Below are 11187 nucleotides of genomic sequence, written 5' to 3' on the forward strand. Positions count from 1 at the left end.
TCAGCGCTCATTTTTCTGAGCGTTTTGTCTCGTGTAATGCCGGCATTGTGGATGACAATGTCCAATACGCCGAGTTGCGATGTGAGTGTTTGAATCAGTTCATTCACGGCATTGTCCGCCATGAGATCGAGTGCTATCGCATGCCCGCCAATGTTTGAAGCAAACTGGGTGAGAGCTGCTTGGTTAGCAGGGATGTCGAGACAGACGACGACGGCTCCGTCACGAGCCAATACTCGGGCCGTTTCAGAGCCAATCCCAAATGCTGCGCCTGTCACTAGCGCCGTTTTTCCTTTTAGCGGTTTATGCCAATTAGGGGGGAGTTGTTTTGCATTGCGTAACACTAACGACTGGCCAGTCACATAAGAAGATTTGCGTGAAAGCAAAAAGGAAAGAGGGCTGATAATGTTCTTTTCTGCGCCTTTTTCTAACTCCAAAAGGTTTGCATTGGCTCCCTTGTTACCGATCTCTTTGGCAATTGAACGGGTAAAGCTTCTAATAGCCTCAATGCAGGCGAGCTGCTCCTTCTCGTTACAATTTTCTTCTGCTTTGGAGATCAAGATTACTCGGCCGCCAAGTTTTAAGTGTTTGAGTGCATGATGAAAGAAAACATACAGTGTCTTTAATTGTTCAATAGCGTTAATGCCTGTGGCATCAAAGATCAGTGCTTTGAATTTGTGATTAGAAACTTGATTGAAGCTGATCTGCTCGATCTTCTTTTGACTTGCTGCATTGTGTTTTGAAAATAGAGCGGCTGACGACGCTTCATCCCAAAAAGGCATAGAGATGTTTGCATCGGTGCTGGATAGTTCAGACAGTGTTCTGCGCATTGCTGTTGCATTGAGTGCTCCGGCAACAAGAATGCGACCTCTGGGTTGCTCTAAAGAAACCTCGGGCGAGCGCTTTAGCTTTGGCGGGCTTGGTAGCCCGATGCCGTCGAAAATGCTTTTGCCAATGTCAGATTGAGCGATGCGGGTGTAAAAATCGTTCATAGTTCTACTTTTAGATGATTAAGTTAGCCAAACAGGGCGGACGTGCTAGTCTTTAAGGAATGGTATTTTGAACTTTTTCACATTTAATTAACAGATGGATCTGAGTGTCATTTGGGTGAACGGTGATGACTGACAAAGAAGTAGAGCCTAGTGTTAGCGTTGAAAATAGCGAAGCGTTGGCGAATGAGTGGGTAGCGCACCTTAAAAAACAAAGTAAATTCAGATTAGCGATGCTGGGCGTGGCCTCAATTGGCTTTGCGGTTTCAGCGGGTGTCTTAACGAACACAACGTTGGAAAAAAATGCGCTTGAGCTTGAGTTGTCGGCAAAAAGTGCATTGATAGCAGAGCTAGAATCAGATGTTTCTTTAAAATCGAATTCGATCGCAGAGTTAAATGACCAATTGACTTCAGCTCAAAAGCGCACACGATTTCTAGAGCAGGTTAAGGGTGACACTGCATCGCAGCTTGGTATTGCCGAGCAAATTATTGATACACAGAAGCAAAAAATCGCATTGATTGAAGAAGAGTTCTCAAGCAGCTCTCAGCTGGTTTCTGAGCTTGAGATGCGCTTGGCTGAATCGCAGAAAAAAGCGCGTACTCTTCAAAGCACCCTAAACGGTAAAGTGAAAGAGTTGGGTCAGCGCAGCGCTGCGTACAATGCAATTGTTAAACGTCAAAAAGATACGCGGGCAGAGGTAGACAGATTGGCTGTCGCTTTGGAAGAAGCTGAGAGCGCAAGAACTGCTGCAACGCAACGGCTTGCTTCAGTCAAAGGTCAGCTGTCTAATTCGAATAATGAGCTAGGGCGCTTGCGCAAAGAAATAACTGCGCTTAATCAAGAGTTGTTAGTTCAACGTCAGAAAGAGGCCAAGCCAGAGCAGGTTTCTCAAGATCAGCGCAACTTAGCGATTCAACCTATCATTGGTCAGGCCAGTGTTGATAATTCAGGCTCAGTGGTTTTAAAGAGCAATCCAGGTGTTGTTGATCCTAATGCCTTAATGATCGAATAATCCAATTCGTTATATCGTTTTAATGGGCGCTTTTGCGCCCATTTTTATTTGCTATTTCAGGCGTCCTCTGCACTTATGAATATTCAGAAATTAATCTTTATATCTTGTGACGAATTGCTCTAAGTAAGCTTTTGTACTCCTCAAAATCTCTTCTAAAGTTAAGAGATAGTTGTCGCTTCGTTTGATTGTTTTTTTGCGACTTTACCATCATCAGAACGTGTTTTCGTGAGTCGGCCCAGCCGGCTGATGTCTTGGAGACCATTACACAACATGGGTACGAAAAAGCATATCCAGCCAACCCTCACCATGAATGCTACTGCGATAGTAGAGTCTGCACGTGGCTTTGTTTCGTTTTACGATCCGTTGAATGCTCTTATTGAGTCTCACGACGAGTTTTGGCCAAGAGTTGGACATTATTGCTCAAACCTTGAGCATTATCCTGCGGTGATGGAGGCGTTGTCTCGCCTAAACGCCAACTCTATGATGGATTTTGAGAAAGGTTTATTTTGCTCGATATTTAGCGTGTTAATCGCGGATCAGCTCGATGTTGAAGATCGTCGAAAGAGGGCGCTGTTCTATGCCGGGTTGACACAGGATATTGGTCTTTATATGGATGATTATCGTATCGGTGATTACTTTTCTTTGATGCGGGAACGTGTTGGTGCGATCAAAGGGCCAGAAAGCGTGGATGGTCAAAAAAGTCACGCTTTGGTTGCGTATAGTCTGCTCGAAGAAGCCATATCAGATGATACCTTAGTCGCTGAGCTTGTGTTGCATCACCACGCCAACGAAGATGGGACAGGTTACCCTCATAATATTGGCGAGCAGCAGTTAAACCTTGAGATGCAAATTTTGGTGGTCGCGAATCAAGTCAGTGATTTGGTAATGAAGCGCGATGGTTTTGATAGTCTTTTTGATTGTCGTTCCCCGTTAAAGTTGGCAAGTACGATGTTCTTTAAGCGGGTCAATGGAGCGGCCTATAGCTTGCTCAAAGCAGCAGCTTTGCGATTGGACTTGGACCACTCGGCTCCAGTCAATAAAGAGCGTCTTGCCGAGCAGGTTGCGCTGCTTGCCAGCTTTGTGCGTGAAGCTGTTAGCCTTAGCGGAGAGTTGGTTAGTGCTGAGCACTACCGCAGTGTGCGTTTGTTGCGCTCTCGTATCAAGAAGCTAGATCTTTTAATGAACGAAAGTGGCCTTTTGAATGTGTTAGACGATGAGTGTCTCAATGAGGCTAGATTGTGCATGGAGGCGCTTCCAGACTTTCTTGAACCTACGCAACGTTTGCTAAAAGAAGCTCAGGAAGTGCTCCCCTCAAGTAGAAGTGCTGCCATATCCCAGCTCAATATTACGCTCAAAACTCTGTTAGCCACGCTTACTAAACCAAGACCGTTTAGTTTGTTTATTTGAGTTGCTAATACGCCGGCGATGTGGCCGGCTCCGCGTTTTTATCTTCCAAAGCATGATACGGTTCTCTCCGTCCTCTACACCAAATTGCCCGCTGTATTTTAAGGGAAGTCATGCAAGAACAATTCAACCGAGCAAGTCAGCTTCATCAGCAAGGAAAATATCGTGAAGCGGAAGCACTCTATAGATCTTTAACCAGTTTAGAGCCTGAGAATCCCATTGTTAATGCGAGACTTGCAATGGTGCTGGTTCAAACGAAAAGAGCGCGTGAGGCGCTCCCTCTGTTTGCCTTAGCGATCGACAACATGCCCCAAGATACCGCTCTGATTAAGCAGGCGGTAAATGTTGCCTCTCAGCTCGGGGAAAATGTATTTGCTGAAAAATGGGTCCGTCTATTGCTCGAAGAGTCACCGGATGACATGGCCTTGTCGGCACAGTACGTTGGTATTTTGATTGCTGTTCATAAAGAGGAAGCGGCGTTGGCGTTAGTGAATGCCTTGCTAAAAAAACAGCCTCAAAATGCGCAGCTACTAAATTTTAAGGGTATGTGTCTCAGCCGTCTAAGTGAGGGTGATAAGGCCTACAGATACTTCGAAAAGGCATTGCGTGCTAATCCTGGTCAAGTCGGTGTTGTTAGAAATCTGATTGTTCATGGTAAGGGTAAGAAGCAAGCGTTGCTTGAAGAAATTGTTCCGCAGTACGAGCAGCGCTTGCGTCAACGCGGCTTGAACGAAGATGCGAAGATGAACATCGCTTACGTTGTGAGCATGTACTACGACAGGAAGGGAGACGCTGAAAAGAGCTTCAAGTACCTTCAGATGGGCAACACGATTAATCGCTCTCGCTATCACTATGCACATTCTGAGATGCAAGATGTGTTCTCTAAGATTATCGAAGCACTCAGTGGTCCGTTCTTAGGGGCGTGCGAGAGTTTGCCCAAGGTCAAAGACGGAGCGGCACCGATCTTCATTCTGGGAATGCCTCGATCGGGTACAACGCTCGTTGAGCAGATCTTATCAAGCCACTCGCGTGTTGGTGCGGAGGGTGAGTTACAGGTCTTGAGTGAGTGCTTTCAGCGTGAAACGGAAGTAGTGATGAGCTCGGCTGATGCTGGAGTTCGCGCAGAGGCTGCGCAGAGAGCGTTTGTAAACTATTTGTCTCAGGTGAGAGCGATGCAGGCCCAGCGAGGCAATAACTTGCCCGAGTTTTTTACTGATAAGATGCCTTACAACTATATGATGGCGGGGTTTATTGCTGCGGCTTTGCCCGAGGCTAAGATTATTCACTGTACCCGTGATCCTCTTGAAACGTGTTTCTCTATTTACAAACAGAACTTTGCCGGAACACATTCGTATAAGAATGAGCTGCGAGAGCTCGGAATGTATTACAACCTCTACGAGCAGCTAATGGCGACGTTAGTTGATACCTTCCCTGGCCGGATCTACGACGCAAATTACGAGAGAATGGTCTCAGATTCTGAAAGTGAGATTCAGCGCTTGCTCGACTACTGTGATTTGGAGATGGAAAGCGCTTGTTTGATGTTCCATAAAAACAAGCGTGCAGTGCGCACTGCGTCTATCGCTCAGGTTCGTCAACCCATCTACAAAGATGCCGTTAAGGCATCAAAGCCTTTCGAGAAGCAGCTTGCACCATTAATTGACGTGCTTAAAAGTGGAGAAGGGCGCCTTTAGGGCGCCCTTATTTAACAACTCAACTCTGTCAGAGGCCTAGCTATCTCCGCAGAAATAGTGGTTTTGGTTGGTCGTTCGCTGCTTGGTATACCTCTCCGAAATCACCAAATGCCGCTAGGGCTCTTTCAGTGTCAATCTCGTCGCGTAGCAGGAAGCTGCTAAACCCACAGCGTTTATAAAAGAAGAGTTGATCCAAAAGTACATCACCTATGGCACGCAAGTCTCCCTCGTAGCTTAGGCGCTCTCGGACAAATCGCGCAATGGAATAACCGCGACCATCAATGAACTTGGGAAAGTTTACTGCGATTAATGGGAGTGTTGATGCTTCGGCCGGAAGATCTTCAGGTTGGTCGTCGCTATCAAGCCATACGCCAATGTCTCCGTTTGCTAAGACTGCATCCGCATTCGCAATAAAGTAGCTCATGGGTACGAGTGAGTTCGGCGTAGGTGAGCCCTCAAAGTCCTTCTCTAAAATCTGCCAAGTATTGTCGATAGCGCTTTCGAGATTAATTAGCTTTGGCATATACGCGCTCCTTAAATGGATCCATTCCTACTCGATTATAAGTGTCGATAAATAACTCGTCTTCTTGACGTTTTTCTACAAACACATCAATGATTTTTCTAATGACCGAAGGCATGTCCTTGCGGGCAAAAGACGGGCCGAGAATCTTGCCAATCGATGCGTCTCGACCAGAGTCACCGCCAAGAGAGACTTGGTAGAACTCTTCTCCGCGCTTATCAACTCCGAGGATGCCGATATTGCCAACGTGGTGATGGCCGCAGGCGTTCATGCAGCCCGATATGTTAAGTTCTAACTCCCCGAGGTCGTAAAGGTAATCCAGATCTTCAAACTCAAGCTGAATCTGCTCTGCAACCGGAATCGATTTGGCGTTTGCCAAACCACAGAAATCACCGCCCGGACAGCAGATGATATCGGTCAACATGCCAAGGTTTGGTGTTGCGAAACCGGCAGATTGCGCCTCTTTCCACAGTGCGTATAGCTCTGCTTCTTTTACATCTGCCAAAACAAGGTTTTGGTCGTGCGTGACGCGAATTTCACCAAAGCTGTAACGATCAGCCAAATCAGCGATGATATCCAGCTGGCCATCGGTGACGTCACCGGGAGGGATGCCGGTTTTCTTAAGTGTAAGCGTCACAATTCGATAGCCATCTACTTTGTGCTCGTCGGTGCAGCGCTTGATCCAATTTGCAAAGCCTGTTGATTCGGCTAACGCTTTACGGAGCTCAGCGCCTTCACGCGGAAGTGTTTCGTATGCAGGCTCGGTAAAAAAGCTTTTAACACGATCAATTTCAGCGGCAGTGAGTTGCATTTCTGAGTTGCGAATGTGTTCCCACTCAGCGTCCACTTTCTCTTTAAATACCGCGGGTGTTATTGCTTTAACGAGTATTTTGATCCGCGCTTTGTACTTGTTGTCTCGTCGGCCGTGACGGTTATAAACACGTAAAATGGCTTCGAGGTAAGTCAGTAGATCTTTCTCAGGCAAAAAGCTATTGATCTCTGAGCCAATAATTGGTGTTCGACCCAAACCTCCGCCCACAAGGACGCGAAAGCCGATTTCACCAGTGTCGTTTTTGATAAGCTCCAAACCAATATCATGAACCGCAATAGCTGCGCGATCTGCACTCGGACAAGCATTTACGGCGATTTTAAATTTACGGGGCAGAAACGCGAACTCTGGGTGAAACGTTGACCACTGGCGGATGATCTCGCAATAGGGACGAGGATCGACAACTTCATCTGCGATAGCACCAGCAAATTGGTCGGTTGTTGTGTTACGAATACAGTTGCCACTCGTTTGAATGGCGTGCATATCAACGTTGGCCAATTGTGAGAGCATTTCTGGCACATCGGCGATTTCGGGCCAGTTAAACTGAACATTTTGACGTGTTGTGAAATGCACATAGCCCTTATCAAAGTCTCTTGATAGCTCAGCTAGTTTGCGAACTTGTTTACTGTTCAACATTCCGTAGGGAATCGCAACACGTAGCATCGGCGCATGGCGCTGAACATACAGTCCGTTTTGAAGTCTTAAAGGAAGGTACTCGTCTGCAGCTAGTTCACCGGCGAAGTATCGTTCGGTTTGATCTTTGAATTGCGCTACACGATCTTTGACTATTTTCGAGTCTAGGTCGTCGTAAATATACATACTTGTTTTCTGCCCTGATTCAATGTGAAAAACGGAGCCTGCGGCACGCTCACTAAGTTTACATCTTGCTCCATTTTTGAAGCGCGCAGTTTATCAGCTTTGTTTAAGCATCAAAACTGATAAAAAATCATATATATATTCTGATATAGAATTATCTCTAGCCTGTCTTCTAGGTGTCGTAATTTAATACCGGAGATAGCCATTTCTCGCATTCAGCAAGACCCATATTTTTGCGTTTAGCATAAGCGGTTACCTGATCACGCATGACTTTACCCACATTGAAGTATTTGGACTCTGGGTGTGAAAAGTAAAAGCCTGAGACCGATGCAGCAGGTGTCATCGCAAAATGTTCAGTGAGCTTCATGCCTGCATTGTTTGTCGCATCGAGAAGCTCAAATAGCGTCTCTTTTTCTGTGTGGTCAGGACAGGCGGGGTATCCCGGAGCAGGCCTGATTCCAACATACTTTTCTTTGATTAGGCTGTTATTGTCCAAAGCCTCGTCTTTGGCGTAGCCCCAGAACTCTTTTCGAACACGCTCATGCATATGCTCGGCAAATGCCTCAGCTAACCGGTCAGCAAGCGCTTTGACCATGATCGAATTGTAGTCGTCACCTGCGTCCTGATATTCCTTTGCCAGTTCTTCAGCACCTAATCCCGCGGTGACCGCAAAGCCACCAACGTAATCATGAATGCTTTTTTCGCATGGCGCTACAAAATCGGCAAGCGAGAGATTTGGTTTCCCAGGCAGATCGTTTTGTTGGCGCAAATGATGGAGACGAGTAAGCTCTTCCGAGCGGTTTTCGTCTGTGAACAGTACGATGCTGTCGTCTGTAATCGATGCGGCCGGCCAGAAACCAATTACCCCGTTTGCCGTTATACGAGGGTCCGCAAGCATTTGTTTTAGTATTTCTTGGGCATCGTTGAATAAGTTTGTTGCTGCTTCGCCAATGGTTGCATCACTCAGGATCTTTGGATATTTGCCGACAAGATCCCAGGAGATGAAAAAGGGTGTCCAGTCGATGTACTCAACCAATGTTTCGAGCGGGTAGTTCTCAAAAACCTTCGATCCAAGAAATGTCGGTTTCGGGGGTTGATAGCCTTCCCAGTTAATAGCCGCTTTATTTGCGCACGCTTTGTCGTAGCTTAGCAGTGATTTTTGGCTAACGCGGTTTTTACGTCGCTCGCGGATGGTTTCGTATTCTTCGCGGATATCTTTGGCAAATTGCTCGCTTTGGCCTTCGCTTAGCAGTGTTGTTGCAATACTGACTGAGCGAGAAGCGTCCGTTACATATACCACAATATTATTTTCATAAACGGGCTCAATCTTAACCGCTGTGTGCGCTTTAGACGTTGTCGCGCCGCCAATCATAAGCGGGACGTTCAGGCCATCGCGTTGCATTTCTTTTGCGACATGGACCATTTCGTCGAGTGACGGCGTGATTAATCCACTAACGCCGATAACATCGACATTGTGCTCCTTTGCCGCCGCTATGATTTTGTCTGCAGGAACCATGACACCTAAATCGATGACTTCGTAATTGTTGCATTGAAGGACAACGCCCACGATATTTTTGCCAATGTCGTGCACGTCGCCCTTAGCGGTCGCCATTAGAATCTTGCCCTTGGATTGTGCTTTGCCGCTTTTCTCTGCTTCGATATAGGGTATCAGGTGAGCAACCGCCTGTTTCATTACGCGAGCGCTTTTAACTACTTGTGGAAGGAACATCTTGCCGGCGCCAAATAGGTCCCCAACGACGTTCATGCCATCCATTAATGGGCCTTCAATCACTTCGATTGGACGGGCGGCTTGTTGTCGCGCTTCTTCTGTATCGTCGACAATAAATGTAGTGATGCCTTTCACCAAAGCATGTTCTAGGCGCTTATTGACAGGTAGCTCCCGCCATTCCAGATTTTCAACCTGCTTTTCTCCGCCAGTGCCTTTAAATTTATCCGCTATTTCAAGTAGTCGGTCTGTGGCATCGTCTCGCGTATTCATGACCACGTCTTCAACGCGCTCTTTCAATTCCGGGTCGATTTCATCATAAATGACGAGCTGGCCAGGATTCACGATACCCATGTTCATGCCAGCTTTAATCGCGTGGTATAAAAATACAGAATGGATGGCTTCGCGCACTGCGTCATTGCCGCGGAATGAGAATGACACGTTGCTCACGCCGCCTGAAATGTTCGCGTGGGGGAGGTTTTCTTTAATCCATCGGGTTGCTTCAATGAAGTCGACTGCGTAATTGTTGTGCTCATCAATTCCGGTAGCGACAGCGAAGATGTTTGGATCAAAGATAATATCTGACGGTGGCATACCAAGCCCCACGAGCACATCATAGGAGCGTTTACAGATCTCAATTTTTCGCTCAAAGGTGTCTGCCTGGCCTTGTTCATCAAAGGCCATCACGACAACGGCTGCTCCATAACGCATGCAGGCCTTGGCGTGTTTGACGAACTGTTCTTCGCCTTCCTTTAGGCTAATTGAGTTCACTACGGCTTTGCCTTGAATATGACGAAGTCCTTTTTCAATCACCTCCCACTTCGAAGAATCCACCATGATCGGTACGCGAGAGATGTCCGGCTCAGATGCGATTAGATTGAGGAAGGTGGCCATTGCGCTGGCGGATTCCAGCATGCCTTCATCCATGTTGATATCGATAATCTGTGCGCCATTCTCGACTTGATCTCGTGCGACATCTAAGGCTTCGTCAAACTGCTCGTCTTTTATCAGACGCAAAAAGCGTCGCGAGCCTGTGACGTTGGTGCGCTCACCGACATTAATGAACAGCGTGTTCTCATCTGCAACGAAAGCTTCAAGGCCTGATAGCCGAACTTTCGGTTCAATCGTTGGGATCTTGCGAGCAGGGTACTTGCTAACGTGTCGGGCAATTGCGGCGATGTGCTCCGGTGTTGAGCCACAACAGCCGCCGATAATGTTGATGGAATTGCTTTGTGCAAAGGTTTCGACGATTGCCGCCATCTCTTCGTCGGTCTGGTCGTACTCACCAAATTCGTTGGGCAGGCCAGCATTAGGGTGTGCGCTAACATAACAGTTCGCTTTCTCTGAAAGCTCTTCGATGTAAGGCCTTAATGCGTCGGCACCTAGAGCGCAGTTGAAGCCTATGCTTAATGGCTTGCAGTGCTGTACCGAGTAGAGAAACGCTTCGGCTGTTTGCCCTGATAACGTTCTGCCTGATGCGTCAGTAATTGTTCCGGAAATCATGATCGGCAGCGCGTAGCCTTCGTCTATGAAAAACTGCTCGGTAGCATATATCGCCGCTTTAGCATTCAGCGTGTCGAAGATCGTCTCGATCAGAATGATGTCGGACCCACCCTCGGCAAGGCCTTTTACGGCTTCATAATAGTTATCATAGAGTTCTTCGAAGGTGACATTACGATAACCGGGATTGTTTACGTCCGGGCTGATTGATGCGGTTCTAGAGGTTGGGCCGACGGCCCCTGCAACGAATCTAGGCCGATCTGGCGTCTCGGCGGTTTTTTTGTCAGCCTCTTCCCGCGCAATTCGGGCGGCTTCATAGTTGAGCTCGTAGACTAGCTCTTCCATGTTATAGTCGGCCTGCGATACCTTTGTGGAGTTAAAGGTGTTGGTTTCAATGATGTCTGCACCAGCATCAAGATATTCACGATGGATGCGCGCAATCGCATCTGCTTGAGTCAGACACAAAAGGTCATTGTTGCCTTTGACGTCTTGTTCGATATCCGCGAAGCGTGTACCTCGGTAATCCTCTTCAGAAAAACCTAATCTCTGAATCATCGTACCCATAGCGCCATCAAGAATGAGGATGCGTTCCTCTATTGCCTTTAGGAGGGCTTCGGTACGTAATGCTTTATCTGTCATGGATTTACCTTTTAATGAAATATTCCGGCAGGCTGCCGCTTTCGCGCTTTGTTTAACGAGTGA

7 protein-coding genes are annotated in these 11187 nt (G+C 47.2%); 3 read left to right on the top strand and 4 right to left on the bottom strand.

What is annotated here, in order from left to right; translation table 11 throughout:
- The coding region (locus A3750_RS16240) for an SDR family oxidoreductase (RefSeq protein WP_068548448.1) at positions 1 to 989 on the bottom strand (989 nt) is incomplete at its 3' end.
- 125 nt (positions 990 to 1114) lie between these two features.
- On the opposite strand from A3750_RS16240, the gene A3750_RS16245 reads away from it, so the two are divergent.
- The 3 genes from A3750_RS16245 to A3750_RS16255 all read left to right on the top strand — a co-directional run bounded on the left by A3750_RS16245 (position 1115) and on the right by A3750_RS16255 (position 5094).
- On the top strand, positions 1115 to 1999 hold the full coding sequence (locus tag A3750_RS16245; RefSeq protein ID WP_068455716.1) for a hypothetical protein: 885 nt from the start codon (positions 1115 to 1117) through the stop codon (positions 1997 to 1999).
- Positions 2000 to 2269: 270 nt separating this feature from the next.
- Positions 2270 to 3406, top strand: coding sequence for an HD domain-containing phosphohydrolase (locus A3750_RS16250; RefSeq protein ID WP_068455719.1), 1137 nt, complete (start codon positions 2270 to 2272; stop codon positions 3404 to 3406).
- Positions 3407 to 3516: 110 nt separating this feature from the next.
- Entirely contained in the window at positions 3517 to 5094 is a 1578-nt protein-coding gene (locus A3750_RS16255) for a sulfotransferase (RefSeq protein WP_068455722.1), read from the top strand.
- 40 nt (positions 5095 to 5134) lie between these two features.
- Here A3750_RS16255 and A3750_RS16260 read toward each other — a convergent pair whose 3' ends face one another.
- The 3 genes from A3750_RS16260 to metH form a co-directional block, all read right to left on the bottom strand.
- Positions 5135 to 5617 (bottom strand): DUF934 domain-containing protein, encoded by a 483-nt coding sequence (locus tag A3750_RS16260; RefSeq protein WP_068455726.1) that lies wholly within the window; start codon positions 5615 to 5617, stop codon positions 5135 to 5137.
- Positions 5601 to 7262 (bottom strand): nitrite/sulfite reductase, encoded by a 1662-nt coding sequence (locus tag A3750_RS16265; protein WP_068455729.1) that lies wholly within the window; start codon positions 7260 to 7262, stop codon positions 5601 to 5603. The genes A3750_RS16260 and A3750_RS16265 overlap by 17 nt, the downstream gene beginning before the upstream one ends.
- Before the next feature lie 169 nt (positions 7263 to 7431).
- Entirely contained in the window at positions 7432 to 11124 is a 3693-nt protein-coding gene (gene metH / locus A3750_RS16270; RefSeq protein ID WP_068465953.1) for a methionine synthase, read from the bottom strand.
- Positions 11125 to 11187: the final 63 nt, after the last annotated feature.

This window comes from Oleiphilus sp. HI0079 (assembly GCF_001635105.1).

What these genes read in the sequence shown, in the direction of transcription:
- A3750_RS16245 (WP_068455716.1), top strand. Translation starts at nt 1,115, where the DNA reads ATGACTGACAAAGAAGTAGAGCCTAGTGTTAGCGTTGAAAATAGCGAA.
- A3750_RS16250 (WP_068455719.1), top strand. Translation starts at nt 2,270, where the DNA reads ATGGGTACGAAAAAGCATATCCAGCCAACCCTCACCATGAATGCTACT.
- A3750_RS16255 (WP_068455722.1), top strand. Translation starts at nt 3,517, where the DNA reads ATGCAAGAACAATTCAACCGAGCAAGTCAGCTTCATCAGCAAGGAAAA.
- A3750_RS16260 (WP_068455726.1), bottom strand. Translation starts at nt 5,617, where the DNA reads ATGCCAAAGCTAATTAATCTCGAAAGCGCTATCGACAATACTTGGCAG.
- A3750_RS16265 (WP_068455729.1), bottom strand. Translation starts at nt 7,262, where the DNA reads ATGTATATTTACGACGACCTAGACTCGAAAATAGTCAAAGATCGTGTA.
- metH (WP_068465953.1), bottom strand. Translation starts at nt 11,124, where the DNA reads ATGACAGATAAAGCATTACGTACCGAAGCCCTCCTAAAGGCAATAGAG.